Source organism: Streptomyces sp. A 4/2 (genome assembly GCF_940670765.1).
In the GTDB taxonomy this organism is placed as follows: Bacteria; Actinomycetota; Actinomycetes; order Streptomycetales; family Streptomycetaceae; genus Streptomyces.
The window spans coordinates 127517-150269 of record NZ_CALNVW010000021.1; the positions used below are offsets into that span (position 1 = coordinate 127517).

23 protein-coding genes and 1 pseudogene are annotated in these 22753 nt (G+C 70.4%); 15 read left to right on the top strand and 9 right to left on the bottom strand.

All coding sequences use genetic code 11. The annotated features are described in order from the left end of the window. The first annotated feature begins 28 nt into the window (after window positions 1-28). From NBY69_RS17400 to NBY69_RS17425, 6 genes are all read left to right on the top strand, one after another. Entirely contained in the window at window positions 29-1954 is a 1926-nt protein-coding gene (locus tag NBY69_RS17400; RefSeq protein ID WP_250301897.1) for a PQQ-binding-like beta-propeller repeat protein, read from the top strand. Window positions 1955-2197: 243 nt separating this feature from the next. After that, window positions 2198-2899 carry a LuxR C-terminal-related transcriptional regulator gene (locus NBY69_RS17405; protein ID WP_250301898.1) on the top strand — a complete coding sequence of 234 codons (702 nt, stop codon included), beginning with the start codon at window positions 2198-2200 and terminating at the stop codon, window positions 2897-2899. 249 nt (window positions 2900-3148) lie between these two features. After that, the gene (gene galT, locus NBY69_RS17410; RefSeq protein WP_250301899.1) at window positions 3149-4210 is read left to right on the top strand and encodes a galactose-1-phosphate uridylyltransferase; all 1062 of its coding nucleotides are present in this window, start codon (window positions 3149-3151) and stop codon (window positions 4208-4210) included. Continuing rightward, window positions 4207-5199 (top strand): UDP-glucose 4-epimerase GalE, encoded by a 993-nt coding sequence (galE, locus tag NBY69_RS17415; protein ID WP_250301900.1) that lies wholly within the window; start codon window positions 4207-4209, stop codon window positions 5197-5199. The genes galT and galE overlap by 4 nt, the downstream gene beginning before the upstream one ends. Window positions 5200-5202: 3 nt before the next feature. Then, window positions 5203-6333, top strand: a complete 1131-nt coding sequence (galK, locus tag NBY69_RS17420) for a galactokinase (protein WP_250301901.1) — start codon at window positions 5203-5205, stop codon at window positions 6331-6333. Window positions 6334-6432: 99 nt separating this feature from the next. Then, the gene (locus NBY69_RS17425) at window positions 6433-7269 is read left to right on the top strand and encodes a response regulator transcription factor (RefSeq protein WP_250301902.1); all 837 of its coding nucleotides are present in this window, start codon (window positions 6433-6435) and stop codon (window positions 7267-7269) included. On the opposite strand, the gene NBY69_RS17430 is transcribed toward NBY69_RS17425, so the two are convergent. Continuing rightward, window positions 7231-7725 carry a MarR family winged helix-turn-helix transcriptional regulator gene (locus tag NBY69_RS17430; RefSeq protein ID WP_250301903.1) on the bottom strand — a complete coding sequence of 165 codons (495 nt, stop codon included), beginning with the start codon at window positions 7723-7725 and terminating at the stop codon, window positions 7231-7233. The genes NBY69_RS17425 and NBY69_RS17430 overlap by 39 nt on opposite strands. 118 nt (window positions 7726-7843) lie before the next feature. Here NBY69_RS17430 and NBY69_RS17435 point away from each other — a divergent pair, with 118 nt between their 5' ends. The 3 genes from NBY69_RS17435 to NBY69_RS17445 all read left to right on the top strand — a co-directional run bounded on the left by NBY69_RS17435 (window position 7844) and on the right by NBY69_RS17445 (window position 9781). Further along, entirely contained in the window at window positions 7844-8629 is a 786-nt protein-coding gene (locus NBY69_RS17435; protein ID WP_250301904.1) for a trans-aconitate 2-methyltransferase, read from the top strand. Between the two features lie 10 nt (window positions 8630-8639). Continuing rightward, complete coding sequence (locus NBY69_RS17440) at window positions 8640-9002, top strand: VOC family protein (protein WP_250301905.1); 363 nt, start codon at window positions 8640-8642, stop codon at window positions 9000-9002. 149 nt (window positions 9003-9151) lie between these two features. Further along, window positions 9152-9781 carry a Uma2 family endonuclease gene (locus NBY69_RS17445; protein ID WP_250301906.1) on the top strand — a complete coding sequence of 210 codons (630 nt, stop codon included), beginning with the start codon at window positions 9152-9154 and terminating at the stop codon, window positions 9779-9781. Here NBY69_RS17445 and NBY69_RS17450 read toward each other — a convergent pair. Together NBY69_RS17450 and def are read right to left on the bottom strand one after the other, a co-directional pair. Continuing rightward, window positions 9768-10389: pseudogene (locus NBY69_RS17450) on the bottom strand (Uma2 family endonuclease). The gene NBY69_RS17445 and the pseudogene NBY69_RS17450 sit on opposite strands and share 14 nt — an antisense overlap. Before the next feature lie 121 nt (window positions 10390-10510). Continuing rightward, entirely contained in the window at window positions 10511-11170 is a 660-nt protein-coding gene (def, locus tag NBY69_RS17455) for a peptide deformylase (RefSeq protein WP_250301907.1), read from the bottom strand. An 85-nt stretch (window positions 11171-11255) separates the two neighbouring features. Between def and NBY69_RS17460 the strand changes: the two genes are divergently transcribed. Continuing rightward, window positions 11256-11867 (top strand): helix-turn-helix domain-containing protein, encoded by a 612-nt coding sequence (locus tag NBY69_RS17460; RefSeq protein ID WP_250301908.1) that lies wholly within the window; start codon window positions 11256-11258, stop codon window positions 11865-11867. A 31-nt stretch (window positions 11868-11898) separates the two neighbouring features. Here the strand turns inward: NBY69_RS17460 and NBY69_RS17465 are convergent, their stop codons facing one another. Both NBY69_RS17465 and NBY69_RS17470 read right to left on the bottom strand, forming a co-directional pair. After that, the gene (locus tag NBY69_RS17465; RefSeq protein ID WP_250301909.1) at window positions 11899-12588 is read right to left on the bottom strand and encodes a TetR/AcrR family transcriptional regulator; all 690 of its coding nucleotides are present in this window, start codon (window positions 12586-12588) and stop codon (window positions 11899-11901) included. Further along, on the bottom strand, window positions 12585-13568 hold the full coding sequence (locus tag NBY69_RS17470; protein ID WP_250301910.1) for a fatty acid desaturase: 984 nt from the start codon (window positions 13566-13568) through the stop codon (window positions 12585-12587). Before NBY69_RS17470 ends, NBY69_RS17465 begins: the two co-directional genes overlap by 4 nt. A gap of 237 nt (window positions 13569-13805) precedes the next feature. On the opposite strand from NBY69_RS17470, the gene ppc reads away from it, so the two are divergent. The 5 genes from ppc to NBY69_RS17495 all read left to right on the top strand — a co-directional run bounded on the left by ppc (window position 13806) and on the right by NBY69_RS17495 (window position 19426). Further along, window positions 13806-16541 (top strand): phosphoenolpyruvate carboxylase, encoded by a 2736-nt coding sequence (ppc, locus tag NBY69_RS17475; RefSeq protein ID WP_250301911.1) that lies wholly within the window; start codon window positions 13806-13808, stop codon window positions 16539-16541. A gap of 114 nt (window positions 16542-16655) precedes the next feature. After that, on the top strand, window positions 16656-17123 hold the full coding sequence (locus NBY69_RS17480; protein ID WP_250301912.1) for a hypothetical protein: 468 nt from the start codon (window positions 16656-16658) through the stop codon (window positions 17121-17123). A 67-nt stretch (window positions 17124-17190) separates the two neighbouring features. Beyond that, on the top strand, window positions 17191-17712 hold the full coding sequence (locus NBY69_RS17485; RefSeq protein ID WP_250301913.1) for a hypothetical protein: 522 nt from the start codon (window positions 17191-17193) through the stop codon (window positions 17710-17712). An 80-nt stretch (window positions 17713-17792) separates the two neighbouring features. After that, on the top strand, window positions 17793-18557 hold the full coding sequence (locus tag NBY69_RS17490; RefSeq protein WP_250301914.1) for a thioredoxin domain-containing protein: 765 nt from the start codon (window positions 17793-17795) through the stop codon (window positions 18555-18557). Then, window positions 18554-19426, top strand: a complete 873-nt coding sequence (locus tag NBY69_RS17495; RefSeq protein ID WP_250301915.1) for a cytochrome c biogenesis CcdA family protein — start codon at window positions 18554-18556, stop codon at window positions 19424-19426. The genes NBY69_RS17490 and NBY69_RS17495 overlap by 4 nt, the downstream gene beginning before the upstream one ends. Before the next feature lie 93 nt (window positions 19427-19519). On the opposite strand, the gene NBY69_RS17500 is transcribed toward NBY69_RS17495, so the two are convergent. The 4 genes from NBY69_RS17500 to NBY69_RS17515 form a co-directional block, all read right to left on the bottom strand. After that, a complete protein-coding gene (locus tag NBY69_RS17500; protein ID WP_250301916.1) occupies window positions 19520-19984 on the bottom strand; it encodes a hypothetical protein in 465 nt (154 codons plus the stop codon). A gap of 65 nt (window positions 19985-20049) precedes the next feature. Beyond that, complete coding sequence (gene pth, locus NBY69_RS17505) at window positions 20050-20643, bottom strand: aminoacyl-tRNA hydrolase (RefSeq protein WP_250301917.1); 594 nt, start codon at window positions 20641-20643, stop codon at window positions 20050-20052. A gap of 191 nt (window positions 20644-20834) precedes the next feature. Beyond that, window positions 20835-21422, bottom strand: a complete 588-nt coding sequence (locus NBY69_RS17510) for a 50S ribosomal protein L25/general stress protein Ctc (protein WP_250301945.1) — start codon at window positions 21420-21422, stop codon at window positions 20835-20837. Between the two features lie 198 nt (window positions 21423-21620). Further along, window positions 21621-22598, bottom strand: coding sequence for a ribose-phosphate diphosphokinase (locus NBY69_RS17515; RefSeq protein ID WP_250301918.1), 978 nt, complete (start codon window positions 22596-22598; stop codon window positions 21621-21623). Between the last annotated feature and the right edge of the window lie 155 nt (window positions 22599-22753).

Genomic DNA, 22753 nt, shown 5'->3' on the forward strand with positions numbered 1-22753 from the left:
ACTCCCCTTCCGCAAAGGCAGAAAAGCGATGACGCAGCCGCCCCAGCCGCCCGACGGACCCCCGCAGGGGGGTTTCGGCAAGCAGCCCCCGGCACAGCCCCCGGCCGGGGGGTACGGCGCACCGACGCCGCCCCTCAACCCGCCACCGGCCCCGCCACAGATGCCCCCGCAGGCACCGCCCCCGCAGGCACCTCCCGTGCAGGCACCGCCGCCGCAGATGCCCCCGCAGGGTGGGCCTCCGCAGTTCGGCCACCCGCAGCACCAGCAGCCGCAGCCCGGTCAGCACCAGCAGCCCGGTCAGCCGCAGGACCCGGCGTACGGCTATCCGCAGACGCCGCCCGGCCAGCCCGGCTACGGCTATCCGCAGCACCAGCAGCCCACGCCGCCCTACGGCCACCCGCCGCAGCACCAGCAGGGTCAGCCGCCCGCGTACGGCTTCCCGACGCAGCCCACGCCGCAGTACGGCGGTCCGGGCGCCGGTCCGGGCGGCTCCGGCTCCGGCGGAGGCGGGAAGTTCGGCGTCCAGGCGAAGATCATCACCGCTGCGGCCGTAGCGATCGTGCTGATCGTCGGCGCGGGCTTCGTGTACTCGTCGAGCAAGGACGACAACAAGAACCAGGTGTCCACCGCGGGCCCGACCGGCGGCGGCAAGGACGGCAAGGGCGACGGCGGCGACAGCGGCACCGCGGGCGGCAAGGAGAAGGTGCCCGCGAACACCGACTCCAAGGTGCTCTTCCAGATCCCGGCGCCCAAGGTCGCCGACGTCACCGGTGTCAACGGCTCCTGGATGACGGACAAGCTGTACGTGAAGTCCGGCGTCAACGAGATCATCGGCTACGACGCGGTCAAGGGCAGCCAGGTCTGGAAGCTGCCGCTGCCGGGACCGCTCTGCGTGGCCAGCAGCGAGGTCAGCAAGGACCACCGGACGGCGATCGGCTTCCAGGAGAAGGTGCCGACCAAGGCCAAGCCGTACTGGGGCTGCACCGAGATCAGCGCACTCGACCTCGACACCGGCAAGCTGCTCTGGCAGAAGTCGTACAAGGACGGCGACCGCAAGGTCGACGTCAGCGAGCTCACGGTGGGCCCCGGCGTCGTCGCCGCGGGCAGCCTCAGCGGCGGCGCGGCCTGGGACCTGGAGAGCGGCGCCCTGCGCTGGTCGCCGAAGCCCACCACCGACCGGTGCGAGGACGCCGGTTACGGCGGCGGCAACGCCCTGGTCGCCGTGCGCCGGTGCGGCGACTACGAGAACCCGCAGCTCAGCATCCAGACCCTGGACCCGAAGACGGGGGCACCGGCCTCCACGTACCGGATGCCGTCGGGCATCCAGTACGGGCACATCGTCTCCTCGGACCCACTGGTGGTGGCCGCCGACATCAACGACAGCGCGGGTGACGGCAGCAGCATCTCCGACTACTTCTCCATCGACGGGAAGACCGGCAAGCTGCGCGCCCGGATCTCCGCCGACGCGGACCAGTACGGCGGCGACTGCGACAGCACCGAGGTCCAGCCGTGCACCAACCTGGCGGTCGGCAACGACCGGCTGTACGTCCCGACGGAGAAGCACGACGGTGTCGGCGAGGGCGCCGGCCAGACGAACGAGATCGTCGCCTTCGACCTGGCCACGGGCAACCTGGCCCCGGGCAAGGCCAACGCGGGACCCGGCTACGCCGCGTACCCGGTGCGGATGGACGGCTCCAACCTCATCGCGTACAAGACGGGCCCGTACGACAAGGGCGGCCAGGTCGTCTCCATCAACGGCACCACCCTCAAGGAGACGGTGCTGATGAACAACCCGGCGGACGAGGCGGTGCGCCGGGCGGAGCAGACGTTCCTGCCGGACCACGCCGAGATCCGGTTCGCCAACGGGCGGCTGTACCTGGCCGACGACACGATCAGCGACCTCACCTCCGAGTCGGAGAAGAGCTATCTGGCCATCGGCTTCGGTACGGGCTGACACCCGGTCCGACGCAGTGATGTGGGGGTGCCGCCCAGGACGGGGCGGCACCCCCACACGCATGTCCGGCCCGCGAATAGCCCTGATTGGCCGGGAATTAGACAATCCGGTGGGCTTCTGATCCGTAGAGGGCGCGCCGCGTCGAACTAGCGTGTAACTTGCCGGGGCAGGCGGGGGCCGGTGCGCCGGTGAGCCGACGGCAGGGGTGGCCCCGGTGCAGGGGTATCAGGGGGGAAGGGCTCGATGGGCGTGCGGCTCATGGTGGTCGACGACCACCGATTGCTCGCCGAGGCGCTGGCCTCGGCGCTGAAACTCCGCGGGCACCGGGTGCTCGCCGCCGCGGCGCCCACCGGGGGCGCGGCCGAACTGGTGGTGAGCCGGGCGCCCGAGGTGTGCCTGTTCGGTACGGCGATGCCCGCCGAGCCCGGGGTCTTCGACCCGATCACCCGGATCAGGCAGGAGCGCCCACAGATCGCCGTACTGGTGCTGGGACCGGTGCCCAGCCCGCGCGGCATCGCCGCCGCGCTCGCCGCCGGTGCCTGCGGGTACGTGCGCCACGACGAGCGCATCGAGGGCGTCGAGCGCGCCATGGTGAAGGCCAGGGCGGGGGAGGCGGCGATCGCGCCGCAGCTGTTACAGGGGGCCTTCGCCGAACTGCTCAACCCGGCGGCCCAGCCGGACGACGAGGGGCTGCGGCTGCTGGAGCTGCTCACCCCGCGCGAGGCCGAGGTGCTGGTACGGGTCGCGGAGGGCGAGGACACCCGGCTGATCGCGGCCGGGATGCGGATAGCGCCCAGCACCGCCCGTACCCATGTGCAGCGGGTCCTGATGAAGCTCGGTGTCGGCTCCCGGCTGGAGGCCGCGGCGCTGGCGGCGCGCACCGGGCTGCTCGACCGCGCGACGAAGCGCGCCGAGGGTGCGTCGGCCGCGCCGGAACCGAGCTGAGACCGGCCGCTCCGCCGCCGGGCCTGACCTCGGCCGGTACCGGCCGTCCGCAGCGGGGCGGCTCCGGATGCCATGAACCCGGCGCCCGTCAGCCCCTGGTGTTCTTTGTTTGATCGTGAGCGGGCGTACAGGCGTGCCCTGAGGGAAGCGCTTGCCGCAACTCAGCAATTCCCTCCCATTGACTGTTCTGTTGAGTTGTGGTTTGTTGTGTTCGGTTCTGTTGGGTGGGAGTGGGCGAGGAGCGCCAGCGTGAAGAAGACATCGACCCGACTCGCCGACGGTCGTGAACTGCTCTACTACGACTCCCGGGACGACGCGGTGCGTGCCGCCGTCGACCGGCGCCCCCTCGGCCCCGTGGCCACCGCCTCCGAGATCCGCCGCGACCCGCTGCTCGGTGACGCGGTCGCCGTCTCCTCGCACCGCCAGGAGCGCCCGTACCACCCGCCGGCCGACGAGTGCCCGCTCTGCCCGTCGCGGGACGGCAGACTGAGCGAGATCCCCGACGCGGACTACGCCGTCGCCGTCTTCGAGAACCGCTTCCCCTCGCTCGCCGGGGACTCCGGCCGCTGCGAGGTCGTCTGCTTCACCTCCGACCACGACGCCTCCTTCGCGGACCTCACCGAGGAACAGGCCGCACTGGTCCTCGGCGCCTGGACCGACAGGACCGCGGAACTCGCCGAACTCCCCCAGGTCAAGCAGGCGTTCTGCTTCGAGAACCGGGGCGCGGAGATCGGCGTCACCCTCGGCCACCCGCACGGCCAGATCTACGGCTACCCCTTCGTCACCCCGCGCACCGCGCTGATGCTCCGCTCCGCCGAGGCGTTCCAGGAGAGCAGCGGCGGGCGGAACCTCTTCGACGAGACCGTTGCCCGCGAACTGGCCGAGGGCACCCGGGTGGTGCTGACGGGCGAGCACTGGGTGGCGTTCGTCCCGTACGCCGCGCACTGGCCGTACGAGGTGCACCTCTACCCGCGCAAGCGCGTGCCCGACCTGCGCTACCTCGACGAGGAGGCGCGCACAGAGTTCCCACAGATGTATCTGGAACTGTTGAGGCGGTTCGACCGGATCTTCGGCGAGGGGGAGCCGCCGACGCCGTACATCTCCGCATGGCACCAGGCGCCCTTCGGCGAGCTGGAAGGATTCGGTGTCGACCGGGACGAATTCGCGCTGCATCTTGAGCTTTTCACCATTCGCCGTACTACGGGCAAGCTGAAGTTCCTCGCGGGTTCCGAGTCGGGCATGAACGTCTTCGTGAATGACGTGCCGCCGGAGGCCGCGGCCGAGCGACTGCGAGAGGTAGCGAGCAAGTGAGTAAGAAGTACCTGGTCACCGGTGGTGCGGGATATGTCGGCAGTGTCGTGGCCGCACACCTTCTGGAGGCCGGTCACGAGGTGACCGTGCTCGACGACCTCTCCACCGGCTTCCGGGAGGGCGTCCCGGCGGGCGCCGCGTTCATCGAGGGCCGTATCCAGGACGCCGCCCGGTGGCTCGACCCCTCGTACGACGGAGTGCTGCACTTCGCCGCGTCCTCACAGGTCGGCGAGTCGGTGGTCAACCCCGAGAAGTACTGGCTGAACAACGTGGGAGGCAGCACCGCGCTGCTCGCCGCGATGCGGTCCGCGGGCGTGCGCACGCTGGTCTTCTCCTCCACCGCCGCGACCTACGGGGAGCCGGAGAGCGTACCGATCAAGGAGAGCGCCCCCACCGCGCCGACCAACCCGTACGGCGCGACCAAGCTGGCCGTGGACCACATGATCGCCGGTGAGTGCGCGGCGCACGGCCTGGCCGCGACCTCGCTGCGGTACTTCAACGTCGCCGGTGCGTACGGGAGCCACGGCGAGCGCCACGACCCCGAGTCGCACCTCGTCCCGCTGGTCCTCCAGGTCGCGCAGGGCCGCCGCGACGCGATCTCGGTGTACGGCGACGACTACCCCACCCCGGACGGCACCTGCGTCCGCGACTACATCCATGTCGCGGACCTCGCCGAGGCCCATCTGCTCGCCCTCGACGCGTCGACGCCGGGCGAGCACCTGATCTGCAACCTCGGCAACGGCAGCGGCTTCTCGGTCCGCGAGGTCATCGAGACCGTACGGAAGGTCAGCGGCCACCCGATCCCCGAGATCGCCGCCGGGCGCCGCGCGGGCGACCCGGCCGTGCTCGTCGCCGCCGCCGACACCGCCCGCGACCGGCTGGGCTGGACCCCGTCGCGCTCCGATCTGGCCGGCATCGTCTCCGACGCCTGGACCTTCGCGCAGAACATCCGCCACGACAGTGGCATCTCACAGCAGGGGAGTTGCTGAGGCATGAGCTTCGAGGAGCTGTACGGAACCGCCCCGGAGGGCAGCTGGGCCGCACCGGGCCGGGTGAACCTCATCGGCGAGTACACCGACTTCAACGACGGCTTCGTGATGCCGCTCGCCCTGCCGCACACCGCCGTCGCGCAGGTCTCCCGGCGCACGGACGGAGTCCTGCGGCTGTACTCCGCGGACATCGAGGGCGGCATCGTCCAGCTCCGCACCGACGAGCTGGAGCCGCTCACCAACACCAGCTGGGCCGCCTACCCGGCGGGCATCGTCTGGGCGCTGCGCGAGGCGGGCCACGCGATAACGGGCGCGGACATCCACCTCAGCTCCACGGTCCCCACCGGCGGCGGGCTCTCCTCGTCGGCGGCCCTGGAGGTCGTCACCGCGCTCGCACTCAACGACCTGTACGAACTGGGCCTGAGCTGCCAGGAGTTGGCACTGGTCGCACAGCGCGCGGAGAACGCCTTCGTGGGCGTCCCCTGCGGCGTCATGGACCAGACCGCCTCGGCCTGCTGCACCGAGGGCCACGCGCTGTACCTCGACTGCCGTGACCTCTCGACCCGCCAGGTGCCCTTCGACCTGGCCGCGCAGGGGCTGCGGCTGCTGGTCGTCGACACCCGGGTGAAGCACGCGCTGGGCGACGGCGCGTACGCGGAGCGCCGCGCCGGATGCGAGGAGGGCGCGCGCATCCTGGGCGTCCCCGCGCTGCGCGACGTGCCGTACGGGGAACTGCCCGCGGCGCTGGCCAAGCTCACCGACCCCGTCGTGCACGGCTACGTCCGCCATGTCGTCTCCGACAACCACCGGGTGGAGCAGACCATCGCACTGCTCGAATCGGGCGATGTGCGCGGCGTCGGGCCGATCCTGACGGAGGGGCATGCCTCGCTCCGGGACGATCTGCACGTCTCGTGCGAGGAGCTGGACCTGGTGGTGGAGTCCGCGAACGCGGGCGGCGCGCTGGGTGCGCGGATGACCGGCGGCGGCTTCGGCGGATCGGCGATCGTGCTGGTCGGCGAGGAGCACGCGGACGCGGTGGCGAAGTCGGTGACGGAGGCCTTCGCGGCAGCCGGTTACACACCGCCGCGGATCTTCCCCGCGGTGCCTTCCGCGGGGGCGCGACGGGTCTCGTAACGGCGCACGCACGGCGCTCCCGGCCGCGCATTGTCCCCAATCACCGTACGGGCTCCAGTTACCGCCCGTACGCTGAACCACCCGCACCGGTGGGGGCCGATGCGCGCTCTGGGGGTTCATGTGGTTCGTATCCGGGTTCTGGTCGCCGACGACCACCGCATCTTCGCCGAGTCGCTCGCCGCGGCTCTCGCCGCCGAGCCCGACGTGGAGGTCACCACGGCCGGCAGCGGGCCCGCGGCGCTGCGCTGTCTGGAGCGAGCCGTCGCCGACGGGCGAAGATACGACGTGCTCCTCGTCGACGCCGACCTCGGCGTCACGGTCCCGCGGGGGCGCGTCCCGTCGCAGTCGCCGTCCCTGTCCCCGTCCGCCTCCCCGTCCCCGGACGGCGCGGAAGGCGCCCGGGAGAGCGTCCCGGCCGACGGCATCTCCCTGGTCGCCGTCGTGCGCGCGGGCCGGCCCGCCGTCCGTATCGTGGTGCTCGCCGAGCAGGACGACCCGCGCAGAGCCGCCCTCGCGCTCCAGGCGGGGGCGTCCGGCTGGGTGGCCAAGGACAGTTCGCTCCAGCGGCTGCACGCGGTGATCCGGGGCGTCCTGCGGGACGAGACGCATCTGCCGCCCGCGCTGCTCACCGGCGTCCTGCGGGAGTTGACCGCGGCCCGCAAGCACCGCACCGAGAGCGAGCGGCTCGTCGAGGCGCTGACGCCGCGGGAGCGCGAGGTGCTGCGCTGCATGGTGGCGGGCTTGGGCCGCAAAGCCGTCGCCGAGCGGCTGTTCCTCTCCCCGCACACGGTCCGTACGCACATGCAGAACGTGCTGGGGAAGCTGGGTGTGCACTCCACCCTGGCGGCGGTCGCGCTGGCCAGACGGGCCGGGGTGGGACCCGCGAGCGCCGACCCGCTAGGGGATGTTGTCGAACGGGGCGGTCAACTGGCGTAGCAGATTGGCCAGTTCGCCCCGCTGGGTGCGCGACAGCTCGGCGAGCAGCGCGCGCTCCTGGGCGAGCAGCCCGGCCAGCGCCTGGTCGGCGCGGTCACGGCCCTCGGGGGTGAGACGGACCAGGACGCCGCGCCGGTCGCTGGGGTCGGGCAGCCGCTCGACGAGGCTCTTGGTGGCGAGCCGGTCGATCCGGTTGGTCATGGTGCCGGAGGTGACGAGCGTCTGGGTGAGCAACTGACCGGGGGAGAGCTGGTACGGGGCGCCCGCGCGGCGCAGCGACGTCAGTACGTCGAACTCCCAGGGCTCCAGATTGTGCTCGGAGAAAGCCAGCCGACGGGCCCGGTCGAGGTGGCGGGCCAGCCTGGACACCCGGCTGAGCACCTCCAGCGGTTCCACGTCGAGGTCAGGGCGCTCTCGGCGCCACGCAGCAACCAGCCGGTCGACCTCGTCCTCCATGTCGATCAGTGTAAAGGGTCCCTCGACATGAAGTCTCTTGATTTCAACTATCTCGATTCCAATGATCTCAAGGATAACTATCTTGACATCGAGACACATTGGCGGGAATGCTTCCACCATGACGCCACCCACCTGGGATCCAGAGCAGTACCTGCGCCACGCGGACCATCGGACCCGCCCCTTCCACGACCTGCTCAGCCGCATCACCGGCACACCCACCCGGATCGCCGACCTCGGCTGCGGCGCCGGGAACGTCACGGCGCTGCTGTCCGAACGCTGGCCCGAGGCCCGGGTCACCGGCTTCGACAACTCCCCGCAGATGCTGGAACAGGCCCAGCGTTACGCGGGCCCGCGCCTGACCTTCCGGCCCGCCGACGCCGCGACCTGGACCCCCACCGTCCCCTACGACCTGCTCGTCTCCAACGCGCTGTTGCAGTGGGTCCCCGGCCACGCCGACCGCTTCCCCGACTGGCTGGACGCCCTCGCACCCGGCGGCACCTTCGCCTTCCAGGTGCCCGGCAACTTCACCGCCCCCAGCCACACGATCCTCGCCGACCTGCGGGAGTCCGCCCGCTGGAAGCCCCGGCTGGGCGGCGTCGGAGACCGCACCGCAGCCGTCCTCGCGCCCGGTCAGTACCTCACCCGCCTCGCCGACCTGGGCTGCGCCGCGGACGTCTGGGAAACGACCTACCTCCAGCTCCTGACCGGCGACGACCCGGTCCTGGACTGGGTCAAGGGAACGGCCCTGCGCCCGGTCCTCACCGCACTGGCCGACGACCCGGAGGCCACCGCGGCCTTCCTCGCCGAGTACCGCGACCTGCTCCGGGCGGCCTACCCGCCGGGCCCGCACGGCACGGTCTTCCCGTTCCGCCGCCTCTTCGCCGTCGCCCGCAAGAAGTCCTGAAGGAGTCCCGATGATCGCCGCGATCGACCATGTCCAGCTCGCCGCCCCGCCCGGCACCGAGCCAGAGCTGCGGGCGTACTACGCAGGGGTGCTCGGGATGACGGAGATCCCCAAACCGCCGGTCCTCGCCGCCCGCGGCGGCTGCTGGTTCCAGGCCGGGCCCGTACAGCTGCACCTCGGGACGGAGGACGGATTCCGCCCGTCCGCGAAGGCCCACCCGGCGCTGCGCGTCACGGACATCGAGGCATACGCGGAACGGCTGACGGCCCGCGGCGCGAAGGTGACCTGGGACGGCAACCTCCCCGGCCACCGCCGCTTCTACTCCTGGGACCCGGTCGGCAACCGCATCGAATTCCTGGAACCGGTGTCCTGACCGCCCGACCCCTCTGGCCTGCCAGATCTCACCCTTTCGGATGATCGGACCGCATACCGGCCCAGCGGGCCGCAGGGGCTCCTAGCTTGGCGGTGTCGCTTGTGCCGCAGTGGCGCCCGCGCCCACACTGATGGAGGAGGTGCTTCACGATGACCGCTCTCGCACACGAGGTTTCCCCGGCTGTGGACGAATACCCGGTCTCCGACCTGGACGAGGTCCTTTGGCAGGCGTGGAAAGCCATGGATCTCCCCGAGGGCTACCGGGCCGAGATCATCGAGGGGTCCATCGAGGTGTCACCTACTGGCCGTCGCCGTCACGGCGTGCTCATCGGACGAATCCGCCGGGCGCTGGACGCTCACCTGGCGGGCGGAGATCACGGAGACGTCGTCCACCATGACATCAACGTGATCCACCACCGGAAATCGTGGATTCCGGATCTCTTCGTGGCGCCGCTCGATCTGGACCAGATCCCGGACGAGGAAGGTCTCGGAGTCGATGCCGCCGGGGTCTCCATGGTCATCGAGGTTGTCTCCCCGGGGCACCGGAACGAGCAGCGGGACAGGGTCCGCAAGCGCCGTGAATACGCCCGCGCGGGCATTTCGCTCTACGTCCTCGTCGACGACCACGACGGCGACGGCACGGTCGTCGTACTGGCGTCGCCCAACTCGGAAAAGGCCAATTACGCCGACGAGCACCGAGTCCCGTACGGCACGGACGCGGTGATCCAGGAGGGCCCGGCGAAGGGCTTCGTCATCGGCGCGGACATCACCCGGAGCTGACTGCCGGGATCCCGGTCAGAGTGTCGTACGGAACGGTGACCTTGAGCTGGTCGTGATGGATGCCGGACAGCGCGTACGTCTTGGACAGCGGGTCGAGTTCGTAGACACGTACGACCGGGTGCTGGTCCGCCCCGGCCATCTCGACGAGCCAGAAGTACGGGATACCGGCCGCGGCGTACTTGCGTGGCTTGGTGTCGCGGTCACGGGACTCGGAGTCGGGGGAGACGACCTCGACGGCGAGCAGGAGGTCGGCGGCTTGGAAGCGGGTCGAGGTCGGCGGCTTGGAAGCGGGTCTGTTCAAGGTGCGCCCGTGCTTCGGCCCGAACGATGCAGATGTCGGGTTCGGGCCCATTGCGCCGGTCCAGAACCACGGTCATCTCCCGGCGGACCTTCAGCTCCGGGGGCACGGTGCGACGCAGCCCGGCCATCAGCAGGTCGATCACTGTGCTGTGAAAATCCCGCTGAGGACTCGCGAATACCAGGCTCCCGTCGATCAGCTCTGTATGAGGCGGGAGATCAGGCAGCGTGAACAGATCGTCCACGGTGTAGCCGTCCTGTGGCGGCACAGGCCAGCGGCAGCCCGGTTCGGCGATCGACTCGGCGGTCATGGCGCCTCCCATGGGGGGATTGTCGGCCTGCCCTTCCAAGGTAGCGGTCAGGATCCGGCAGCGTCATCACGAAGAGTGACACCCCGCCCGATGGCGACTTCAGCCCCCACGGGCACCTGACTCACTTGCCCAGATCCCTGGCCCTGGCGGCACGCCGGGCGAGCATCTCGTCCTTCGACGCGGCCATTTCACGGAGGGCCGTCTTCCGTTCCCGCTGGGCGAGCCGGTCCAGGTACAGGCGGCCGTGAAGGTGGTCCGTCTCGTGCTGCAGGCAGCGGGCGAAGTAGCCCCGGCCCTCGATCACCAGCGGCCTGCCGTCCTTGTCACGGCCGCGTACGACGGCACGGTCCGGTCGGGGCACCACGCGGTACGGGCCGGGCACGGAGAGGCAGCCTTCCGGCTCCTCGATCAGCTCGCGCCGCTCGGCCGGGATCTCGTCCAGGACGGGATTGGCGAGGTGCCCGACGTGGCGCACCCCCCACTCGTCCGTGATGTCCCATACGAACAACTGCAGGTCCACGTCGACCTGGTTGGCGGCGAGCCCCGCGCCTTCCGCCACCTGGTTCGTGGCGAACATGTCGTCCACCAGCTGTGACAGTTCCGGCGTGCCGAACCGGGTGACCTCCTGGCACCGGCGGTGCAGGATCTGCTCCCCGACGACGGTGATGCGGCGCACCGCACCCCGTCCGGCCTCCGGTACGAGCCGGGGGTAGGAATCGACGGGGTCGCCCAGCACGCGTACCCGGCGGTCCTGTGCGGTGTCACCGGACCGACCAGCCATGAGTATCAACGCCTTCCGCGCGTGCAACGCGTGCCCCGGCCGCCCGACTTGACCGACCGCTTTGCAAAGTAGCACTCTTTGCAAAGTGAGCGATGAGAAACGTCAAGCCGCATCCGAGAACCCGCTGCTGAACCGCGCCCGGCAGGTCCTCCCCGACCATCCCGTGCGTATCGCCCTGCTGGACCTGCTCGCCGAGACCGGCACCGTCACGTCCACGCAGGCAGCGGCCCGCCTCGGCCACAGCTCCGGGCTCTGCTCCTTCCACCTGCGCCAGCTCGCCCGGCACGGCCTCATCGAAGAAGCGCCGCACGACGGCGGGCGGGCCCGGCCGTGGCAGCTCCGCTGGGCGCCCTCCCAGCCGTCCGGTCAGCCGTCGGGCCAGCCGTCGGGGCAGCAGACGCCGGAAGAGTTCGACGCGCTCGCACGCGGACTGGAGGACGAGAGCTACCAGCACTGGCTGGCCCACCGGGAGCAGGCGCCGGCCGAGTGGCAGCAGGACGAATCCTTCAGCGCCGTACTCCACCTCACCCCGGCGGAGACGGCCGAACTGGCCGCCGCCGTCCGCCACCTGCTGGCCGGCTACCGCGAACGGGACCGGAACCCCGCCACACGCCCCGCGGGCACCGCGGCGGTAGCGGCGGTCACCCGGCTGTTCCCCCTGCTGCCCGAGAACCCAGGGCAGCCACCGTCGGCCTGAGCTGCCCGGACCGGACGGCGGGCCGGGGCCGTCAGTTCTTCCGGTGCCCTATCAACCTCGGCTTCGGCTCCAGATTCTCCAGACCGTGCCACGCCAGATTCACCAGGTGCGCCGCCACCTCCGCCTTCGGCGGCTTCCGTACGTCGAGCCACCACTGGCCGGTCAGCGCCACCATGCCCACCAGCGCCTGCGCATACAGCGGCGCCAGCTTCTGGTCGAAGCCGCGGGCCTTGAACTCGCTGCCCAGGATGTCCTCCACCTGCGTGGCGATATCACTGATCAGCGAGGCGAACGTACCCGTCGACTGGGCCACCGGGGAGTCCCGCACCAGGATGCGGAACCCGTCCGTGTACTCCTCGATGTAGTCGAGCAGCGCGAACGCGGCCTGCTCGCACAGCTCACGCGGATGGCCCGCCGTCAGCGAGCCGGTCACCAGCTCCAGGAGCTGGCGCATCTCGCGGTCGACCACCACCGCGTACAGCCCCTCCTTGCCGCCGAAGTGCTCGTACACCACCGGCTTGGAGACCCCCGCCTTCGCGGCGATCTCCTCCACCGACGTGCCCTCGAACCCCTTCTCGGCGAAGAGGGTGCGGCCGATGTCCAGCAGCTGCTCGCGGCGTTCCTTCCCGGTCATCCGGACCCGGCGCGGACGCCGCCCCGAGGCCGTTCTGTTCTTTCTGCCGCTGGTACTGCTGCCTTCGATCGCCACGTCTGTCATCATGCCGTTTCTGTGAGCTCGCTCTTGCGCCGGGCATCGATCCGGGAAGCGGACGGCCAGCGCACGTCGTACGCCCAGCCGAACTGCTCGAACCAGCGGATCAGGCGGGCGCTGGAGTCCAGCTGGCCGCGCAGGACCCCGTGCCGTGCGGACGTCGGGTCCGCGTGGTGCAGGTTGTGCCAGGACTCCCCGCAGGACAGGACCGCGAGCCACCACACATTGCCTGAGCGGTCCCGCGACTTGAACGGGCGCCTGCCCACCGCGTGACAGATCGAGTTGATCGACCAGGTGACGTGGTGGAGCAGCGCCACCCGGACCAGCGACCCCCAGAAGAACGCCGTGAACGCGCCCCACCAGGACATCGTGACCAGACCGCCGACCAGCGGCGGGATCGCCAGCGAGACCACCGTCCAGTAGATGAAGTTCCGCGAGATCCACCGGATCGCCGGGTCGTTGACCAGATCAGGCGCGTACTTGCGCTGCGGCGTCTGCTCCTCGTCGAACATCCACGCCATGTGCGCCCACCACAGCCCCTTGAGCAGGGCCGGGAAGGTCTCGCCGTACCGCCACGGCGAGTGCGGGTCACCCTCGGCGTCGGAGAACTTGTGGTGCTTGCGGTGATCGGCCACCCAGCGGACCAGCGGCCCCTCGACCGCGAGCGACCCCATCATGGCCAGAACGAGGCGCAGCGGACGCTTCGCCTTGAAGGCGCCGTGCGTGAAATACCGGTGGAAACCGATCGTGATGCCGTGGCACCCGACGTAATACATCACCACGAGCAGCCCCAGGTCGAGCCAGCTCACACCGCCCCAGCTCCAGGCCAGCGGCACCGCCGCGACCAGAGCGAGGAACGGCACGATGATGAAGAGCAGAAGACCGAACTGCTCCACGGAGCCCTTGCTGTCCCCGCCCAGTGTCGCGGAGGGGAGTGGAGTGCCGGTCGGGGTCTGGGCGTCATCGATCAGATCGGGACCAATGGTCATGAGTGGACGTCCCCCGTGAGGTGAGGAGTGCGGCTGATGCCCGGCTACGGTTCCGTAACCTACGGCCTCGTAAGTATGTCAGCGGGGAGCCTCGCGGCAAGAGGCTGTGGGTGACGCCCCGAGGCGGACACCTATCCTGGGTGCGTGTCGTCGGACAGCGCGGTCCGTTCTGTGACTTCTGGGAATGACACCCAGACCCCTTTGCCAGTCGTGCCAACACTGCAAGGAGCCGCACCTGTGAGCAGTGCCGACCTGACCCCCACCCCGACCGCCAGCCCCGAGCTGCGCGCCGATATCCGCCGGCTCGGCGATCTGCTGGGCGAGACCCTCGTACGGCAGGAAGGCCCCGAACTCCTCGAACTGGTGGAACGCGTACGCGCGCTCACCCGCGAGGACGGCGAGGCAGCAGCCGAACTCCTCGGAGACACCGGCCTGGAGACCGCAGCCAAGCTGGTGCGCGCCTTCTCCACCTACTTCCACCTGGCCAACGTCACCGAGCAGGTGCACCGCGGACGCGAGATGCGCGCCGTACGCGCCGCCGAGGGCGGCCTGCTGGCCCGCACCGCGGACCGGCTCAAGGACGCCGACCCCGACCACCTGCGCGAGACCGTCAAGAACCTCAACGTACGGCCCGTCTTCACCGCGCACCCCACGGAAGCCGCCCGGCGTTCCGTACTGAACAAGCTGCGCCGTATCGCCGAACTCCTCGAGACCCCCGTCATCGAAGCCGACCGGCGCCGCCACGACCTGCGGCTGGCCGAGAGCATCGACCTCATCTGGCAGACCGACGAACTGCGCGTCGTACGTCCCGAGCCCGCGGACGAGGCGCGCAACGCCATTTACTACCTGGACGAACTGCACGCGGGCGCCGTCGGCGACGTCCTGGAGGACTTGGCCGCCGAACTGGACCGCGTCGGCGTGGAACTCCCCGCGGGAACCCGCCCATTGACCTTCGGCACCTGGATCGGCGGCGACCGCGACGGCAACCCCAACGTGACGCCCGCCGTCACCTGGGAAGTGCTGATCCTCCAGCACGAACACGGCATCACCGACGCGATCGACCTCATCGACTACCTGCGCGGTCTGCTCTCCAACTCCATCCGCTACACCGGCGCCACCCAGGAACTGCTCGACTCCCTCCAGCTCGACCTGGAGCGACTGCCCGAGATCAGCCCCCGCTACAAGCGCCTCAACTCCGAAGAGCCGTACCGCCTCAAGGCCACCTGCATCCGGCAGAAGCTCGTCAACACCCGCGAGCGCCTCGCCAAGGGCACCCCTCACCAGGACGGCCGCGACTACCTCGGCACCGCCGAACTGCTGACCGACCTGACGCTCATCCAGGTCTCCCTGCGCGCACACCGCGGCGGACTCTTCGCCGACGGCCGCATGGACCGCACCATCCGCACCCTCGCCGCGTTCGGGCTGCAGCTCGCCACCATGGACGTACGTGAACACGCCGACGCCCACCACCACGCCCTCGGCCAGCTCTTCGACCGGCTCGGCGAGGAATCCTGGCGCTACGCCGACATGCCCCGCGAGTACCGGCAGAAGCTCCTCGCCAAGGAACTCAGGTCACGGCGCCCGCTGGCCCCCACCCCGGCCCCGCTCGACGCCGCGGGCGAGAAGACCCTCGGCGTCTTCCACACCGTCAAGCAGGCCTTCGAGCGCTTCGGACCCGAGGTCATCGAGTCGTACATCATCTCGATGTGCCAGGGCGCCGACGACGTCTTCGCCGCCGCGGTACTGGCCCGGGAGGCCGGACTGCTCGACCTGCACGGCGGCTGGGCCAAGATCGGCATCGTGCCGCTCCTGGAGACCACCGACGAGCTGCGCGCCGCCGACGTCATCCTCGACGAAATGCTCGCCGACCCCTCCTACCGGCGCCTCGTCTCGCTGCGCGGTGACGTCCAGGAGGTCATGCTCGGCTACTCCGACTCCTCCAAGTTCGGCGGCATCACCACCAGCCAGTGGGAGATCCACCGGGCCCAGCGCCGACTGCGCGACGTCGCCCACCGCTACGGCGTGCGGCTGCGGCTCTTCCACGGCCGCGGCGGCACCGTCGGCCGCGGCGGCGGCCCCTCGCACGACGCGATCCTCGCCCAGCCCTGGGGCACCCTGGAGGGCGAGATCAAGGTGACCGAGCAGGGCGAGGTCATCTCCGACAAGTACCTGGTCCCCGCACTGGCCCGGGAGAACCTGGAACTGACGGTGGCCGCCACGCTGCAGGCCTCCGCGCTGCACACCGCGCCCCGCCAGTCCGACGAGGCGCTGGCCCGCTGGGACGCCGCGATGGACGTCGTCTCCGACTCCGCCCACACCGCGTACCGCAGGCTCGTCGAGGACCCCGACCTGCCCGCGTACTTCTTCGCGTCCACCCCCGTCGACCAGCTCGCCGAACTGCACCTGGGCTCCCGCCCCTCCCGCCGCCCGGACTCCGGCGCGGGCCTCGACGGGCTGCGGGCCATCCCCTGGGTCTTCGGCTGGACCCAGTCGCGGCAGATCGTGCCCGGCTGGTTCGGCGTCGGCTCGGGCCTCAAGGCCCTCCGCGAAGCCGGACTCGACACGGTCCTGGACGAGATGCACGAGCAGTGGCACTTCTTCCAGAACTTCATCTCCAACGTCGAGATGACCCTGGCCAAGACGGACCTGCGGATCGCCCGGCACTACGTCGACACGCTCGTGCCCGACGAACTCAAGCACGTGTACGCCGACATCGAGGCCGAACACGAACTGACCGTCCGGGAGGTCCTGCGGATCACCGGCGGCCAGAAGCTGCTCGACTCCCACCCGGTGCTCCAGCAGACGTTCGGCATCCGCGACGCCTACCTGGACCCGATCTCGTACCTCCAGGTCTCCCTGCTCGCCCGCCAGCGGGCAGCGGCCGAACGGGGCGAGGACCCGGACCCGACCCTCGCGCGGGCACTGCTGCTCACCGTGAACGGCGTCGCGGCGGGACTGCGCAACACCGGCTGAGCCGACCGCCCGGCCCAGGCCCCCGGCCACCCCGGCCGGGGCACCGGACTTCTGTCCGGTGCCCCGGCCGGTGGCCTATCGTGGGTCCACCTGCACCCCCACGGATCGGCGATCATGAAGCGACCGGCGGCACCCGGAACGGCACACGCCGGCTTCCGCGGCCTGCTGGGACTGCTCGTCGCCGTCGTGGCGTTGCTCTGCGCGTTCGGCCACACCGAGCGCGGCGGACGCGTGGCCGAACGGGCCACCACCTCCGCCACTTCGCCCGCCGCCGCTTCTCCCGCCGCCGCTTCTTCCGCTGTGCCTTCTGCCGTGTCTTCCGCGGGCACCGCCCTGCACCACGTCCGGAACGCCTCCGTACACGCCACGGAAGCCGACGGCTCCACCCCCGCGTGCGGCAAGAAGATGCTCCCGGACCCGCGAGCCCAGCGGGCGGAGAACCACCGGCACGCCGACAACTGCGCCGCCCGGCCCACCGGTCCGACACCGGTCACGCCCGAGCGGACCCCCCGCCCCGCGACGTCCCCCATAGGGCCCGCACCACCACCCCCACCAGCCCTCCTCTCCGTTCTGCGGATTTAGGACCTGCCCGGTCCTGGACCGACCTCTGAGTCGCGTCCGTGAATCCTCGGAATCGGAGCAACTGAACATGTCCTCTTCCCCGCGCTCCCTGAGCCGGGCGGGTTCGGCACTGCGTCACTGGCAGCGCCACCAGTGGTTTGCGGCAGGCGCAGGCACGCTGCTGACCGCCGTACTGGTCGGCGTGCCCACCGACGTGATCCCCACCCCGCTGTTCTCCCGGTCGGTCCCCGTACAGGGCTGGAACTACCCGGCCCTCGCCGTCACCGCCGCCCTCGCAGGCATCGTCCTGAGCACCTACGTACGCGGGCCAGCGACATCCGCGACACCCGCGACACCCACGGCCCCCTCGGCCCCGGACCCCGCGACCGGCGGCCGACTCGGCTCGCTCGGCGGCATCCTGTCGTTCCTCGCGGTCGGCTGCCCGGTCTGCAACAAACTCGTCCTGCTGCTGCTCGGCGCCTCCGGAGCGCTCAGCTACTGGGCACCCCTGCAACCACTGGTGGCCCTCGCCTCCGTCGTCCTGCTCACCGAAGCCGCACTGCGCCGCCTGGCGGGCCAGACCGCCTGCCCTGTACCGGCATCCGCCTGACTCCGGGCCCCCTTCACCCCTTTCTCGTCCTCCGCATCAGGACCTCCGCATCAGGACCTCCGCATCAGGAGAGGCACGCCATGCCCCACAACAGCACCACGCCCGCACCCCGCAGGAACCGCAAGCGGACCGTCCTCGCGTCCGCCGTCCTCGTGGCCGCAGCCGCCACCGCCACGTTCGCCCTCACCCTGAACGGCACCGACAGCCACACCCCCGAACCCGCCGCACGGCCCGCACCCAGCGCCACCACGAGCGCCCCCGGCGACACCCCGTCACCGGACAACGAACTGGCCGCCCTGGCCCGCCGCGAGAAAACCGACCCACAGGCCACCGGGCGCGCCGACGCACCGGTCGTACTGATCGAGTACTCCGACTTCCAGTGCCCGTTCTGCGGGCAGTTCGCCCGCGAGACCCAACCCGCACTGCAACGCTCGTACGTCGACCAAGGCATCCTGCGCATCGAATGGCGCAACTTCCCCATCTTCGGCAAGGAATCGCAGCAGGCCGCCCTCGCAGGCTGGGCAGCCGGCCGGCAACACAAGTTCTGGGAGTTCCACACCCTCGCCTACAGCGAGCCGCACAAACGGAACACCGGCCACTTCGACCAGGACCAACTGACCACCCTGGCACGCGAAGCAGGCGTCGAAGACCTCGACCGGTTCCGCGCGGACATGACCTCCGCAGCCGCACACAAGGCCGTACAACGCGACCAGGAAGAGGGCTACGCCCTGGGCGTCACCAGCACCCCCGCCTTCCTCGTCAACGGCACACCGCTGCTCGGCGCCCAGCCCACCGACACCTTCCGCAAAGCCATCGACGCGGCGGCGAAGGCGGCCCGGCCATGACCGAGGTCAGCCTCCTCATGGCCTTCCTGGGCGGACTCCTCGCCCTGCTCAGCCCCTGCAGCGCCCTGCTGCTCCCCGCGTTCTTCGCGTACTCCTTCACCAGCCGCACCCGACTCGTCGCCCGCACCGCCCTGTTCTACGCCGGACTGTGCACCACCCTGGTACCGCTCGGCGTCGCCGGCTCCTTCGCCAGCCGTCTCTTCTACGGTCACCGCGACACACTGATCACCGTCGGCGGATGGACCGTCATCGCACTGGGAGCGGCCCAGATCCTCGGCCTCGGATTCGGCTCACGCCGCCTCCAACAGGCCGCCGGCGCCCGCCGCTCGGGATCGGCGGCCTCCGTCGTCGCACTGGGCGCCGTCTACGGACTCGCCGGGTTCTGCGCCGGACCCGTCCTGGGCGGAATCCTCACCGTCTCCGCCGTCGGCGGAGACGCGCTGCACGGCGGACTCCTGCTCGCCGTCTACGCCCTCGGAATGGCCCTGCCCATGTTCGTCCTGGCCCTCCTGTGGGACCGCTTCGACCTCGGCCACCGCACATGGCTCCGCGGCAGAACACTCACCGCGGGCCCCCTGAAACTGCACACCACGTCACTCGTCGGCGGAACCCTGTTCATCCTGCTCGGCGCCGCGTTCCTGCTGTTCGACGGCGCGTCCGCGCTGCCGCCGCTGCTCAGTACACACACCGAATTCGCCCTGGAGGAACGGGTGTCGGCCCTCGGCACCGCCGTCCCGGACCGGGTGGCGCTCCTCGTCCTCGCGGGGCTCGCGGCCGTGGCAGCCGTCGCCGTTCTGCTGACACCCCACGGTCGGCGCACGGCCGACGACACCGACGCGCACGCTCACGGCCCGAAGGAGAGCGACTGACACCGCCGGGCCCGTACGGGACCCCCGCCACCGCACGGGCCCGGCCTCAACTCCGCTCAGCTCCGCGACGTACACCGCCCGGAGCGAACCCGCTCACAGCGCGAGGAACGCCGCCGCCAGCAACGCCGCACCCGCGCCGCCCGCCACCCACGCCGTACGCGTCATCCGCAGTCCACCACCGATCACCAGCGCCGCCAGCACCAACGCCCCGCCCAACGGCACCCAGGCGTGCAGCACCCCGGCCCACCCGGTCCGGATCGCCTCGTCCGACCCGGGACGGACCACCACCGGCAGCTCCTCGCCCTTCTTCGCCGCCGTCGACTTGTCGATGCTCAACCCCGAGTGCGGCTCCGACCCCGCCGACGGCGTGTACGGGCCGGTACAGGTGTCGCCCGCGCAGGAGGCCACCGTCAGCGTGCCGTGGTCGCGGCCCTTCGCGAGGATCACGTGCTGGGCCGTCCCCCACGAGGACCAGAACCCGGCGACCAGGATCAGCGCCGCGACACAGCCCATGGCTGCCCGGCGCGCGTACAGCAGGACGCCACGACTCCGCTTCATGGGGCGCGATCCTTGGCCATGCAACCGCATCCGGTCAACCCGGGCGGGAAGAACGCCCGGGGGAGTCAGGAGTTGTACGTGGTCTGCGCGCGCTCCAGCCCCTCGATGATCAGCGCCTCGACCGCGTCCGCCGCCCGGTCCACGAAGTACCCCAGCTCCTTGCGCTCCGCCGAGGAGAAGTCCTTCAGCACGAAATCGGCGACCTGCATCCGCCCCGGCGGACGCCCGATACCGAACCGGACCCGGTGGTAGTCGGGGCCCATCGACTTGGTCATCGACTTCAGACCGTTGTGGCCGTTGTCGCCACCGCCCAGCTTCAGCCGCAGCGTGCCGTAATCGATGTCCAGCTCGTCGTGGACGGCGACGATGTTCGCCGTGTCCACCTTGTAGAAGTCGCGCAGCGCGGTGACCGGACCGCCCGAGAGATTCATGTACGACATCGGCTTCGCCAGCACCACCCGGCGGTTGGCGGGACCCGGCGGACCGATCCGCCCCTCCATGACCTGGGCACGGGCCTTGTGCGCCTTGAACCTGCCCCCGATGCGCTCCGCGAGCAGATCGGCCACCATGAAGCCGACGTTGTGGCGGTTGGCCGCGTAGTCGGGGCCGGGGTTGCCGAGACCCACGACGAGCCAGGGCGCGGTCGGATCGGTCGTCATCTGCACGTCTCCCAGGGGCAGCCGGTGAAGCGGGTGAAGCCGGAAAGCGAGTGAAGCCGGAAAGCGGGTGAACCGGAAAGCGGGTGAAGCCGGGAAAGCGGGTGAACAGCCAGCCGCCGCCCGCGCCTTGCGGCACGGACGGCGGATTCAGCGAAGTCCCGGAACAACGCGGCCCGGGATCAGAGCGAGGCTCAGGCCTCGGCGCTCTCGCCCTCGGCGGCGTCGGCAGCGGGCTCCTCGGCCTGCGCGGCCACGATCTGGATGACCACGGCGTCCTCGTCGATGGCGAGGGTGGTGCCGGCCGGCAGCGGGATGTCCTTGGCCAGGATCGACGCACCGGCGTCCAGACCCGCGACCGAGACGGTGACCGACTCGGGGATGTGGGTGGCCTCGGCCTCGACGGTCAGGGTGTTGAGCACGTACTCCAGCAGGTTGGAGCCCGGCGCCAGGTCGCCCTCGGCCTGCACCGAGACCTCGACGGTGACCTTCTCGCCCAGCTTGACCGCGAGCAGGTCGACGTGGGTGATGGTGCGCTTGATGGCGTCACGCTGGACGGCCTTGGGGATGCAGAGCTCGGTGCGGCCCTCGATGTCCAGGCTGAGCAGAGCGTTGGCGGTCTTGAGCGCCATCATCAGCTCGTGGCCCGGAAGGGTGATGTGCACCGTCTCGGCGCCGTGACCGTAGATGACCGCGGGAACCTTGTTCTCACGACGGGTCTGACGGGCGGCGCCCTTGCCGAACTGGTTACGGACTTCGGCGCTGAGCTTGACCTCGGCCATGTGGCACTCCTCGTAGGTGACGAAAAACGGCTGGGTCACCCGGCCACGTATCGCGGCCTGCTACGAAGAGCGCGTCGATAACGGAGCGCCGTACCTATGAGTACGGCCTCCCTCGCCGAGCAACTCCGTGAGTCTACCCGGCGGGGAGGCCGTCCCAGAAATCGATCTTCAGGCTGCCCTCGGGCAGCCTTCAGACGGTTACTCCTGCTCCTCGAAGAGGCTGGTCACCGAGCCGTCCTCGAAGACCTCGCGCACCGCGCGGGCGATCGTCGGCGCCATCGAGAGCACCGTGATCTTGTCCAGGTCCAGATTGCCCGGGTCGGGCAGCGTGTTCGTGAAGACGAACTCGCTGACCTTCGAGTTCTTCAGACGGTCGGCCGCCGGACCCGAGAGGACACCGTGCGTCGCCGTCACGATGACGTCCTCGGCGCCGTTGGCGAACAGCGCGTCGGCCGCGGCGCAGATCGTGCCACCGGTGTCGATCATGTCGTCCACCAGCACGCAGACGCGGCCCTCGACCTGACCCACGACCTCGTGAACGGTGACCTGGTTCGCGACGTCCTTGTCACGGCGCTTGTGGACGATCGCCAGCGGCGCACCGAGACGGTCGCACCAGCGGTCGGCGACCCGTACCCGGCCCGCGTCGGGCGAGACGATGGTCAGCTTGGAGCGGTCGACCTTGGCGCCCACGTAGTCCGCCAGGATCGGCAGCGCGAAGAGGTGGTCCACCGGGCCGTCGAAGAAGCCCTGGATCTGGTCGGTGTGCAGATCGACCGTGAGAATGCGGTCGGCGCCCGCGGTCTTCATCAGGTCCGCGATGAGACGGGCCGAGATCGGCTCCCGGCCGCGGTGCTTCTTGTCCTGGCGGGCGTAGCCGTAGAACGGCACGATCACCGTGATGCTCCGGGCCGAGGCCCGCTTCAGGGCGTCGATCATGATCAGCTGTTCCATGATCCACTGGTTGATGGGAGCCGTGTGGCTCTGCATCAGGAAGCAGTCGGCACCACGGGCCGACTCCTGGAAACGGACGTAGATCTCGCCGTTCGCGAAGTCGAAGGCCTTAGTCGGCACCAGGTCCACACCCAGATTGGATGCGACCTCCTCGGCCAGCTCGGGGTGGGCGCGGCCGGAGAAGAGCATCAGCTTCTTCTCGCCGGTCGTCTTGATCCCGGTCACAGCACAGTCTCCTCAGACGTGTTGATTGCTGCTGGGCGAGCCAGCCGGTGCGATATGTCCGGGGCGAACCCCGTAAATCCGGCCCGAGAGCCGGGGCATGTCCGGCCCGTGGGCCGGTGCGTGTATCTATCACGGTACGCGCAGATGAACACACC